Genomic DNA, 485 nt, shown 5'->3' with positions numbered 1-485 from the left:
CCTTGTCGAAGTCGATGAGGTTCTTGGCAACGACCTGCCGCTCGGCCGAGTAGGTGGTGAGCAGGCTTTCCGGGCTGCGGCCCTCGAGCACGTGCCCGAGCTTCCAGCCGATGTTGAAGCCGTCCTGCATGGATACGTTCATACCTTGGCCGGCCTTGGCGCTGTGCGTGTGGCAGGCGTCGCCGGTGATAAACACGCGTGGCGTGCGCGTGCCGAGTTGCTCCGGGAGGACGTCGTCAAACCGGTCGGTGAGGCGGTGGCCCACCTCGTACACGCTGTGCCACGCCACGTTGCGCACGTCCAGCGTGTAGGGGTGGATGATCGCGTTGGCCTTGGCGATGATCTGCTCGATGGTGGTCTTGCGGACGGCCCCGTTGTCGTCTGCGGCCACCTCGCCGAGGTCGACGTACATGCGGAAGAGATGCCCGCCCTCGCGCGGGATCAGAAGGATGCTGCCGCCGTCATGGGACTGGATGGCGCACTTG

1 protein-coding gene is annotated in these 485 nt (G+C 65.6%); it reads right to left on the bottom strand.

Annotated elements, in window-relative coordinates:
• Window positions 1–485: FAD-dependent monooxygenase (locus AC1U89_RS24690; RefSeq protein ID WP_479902246.1), on the bottom strand; the 485-nt coding region annotated here is incomplete at both ends.

The sequence above is a fragment of the Caulobacter sp. 05T431 genome (assembly GCF_056665975.1).
This window is presented reverse-complemented; position numbering and strand designations above follow the sequence as displayed.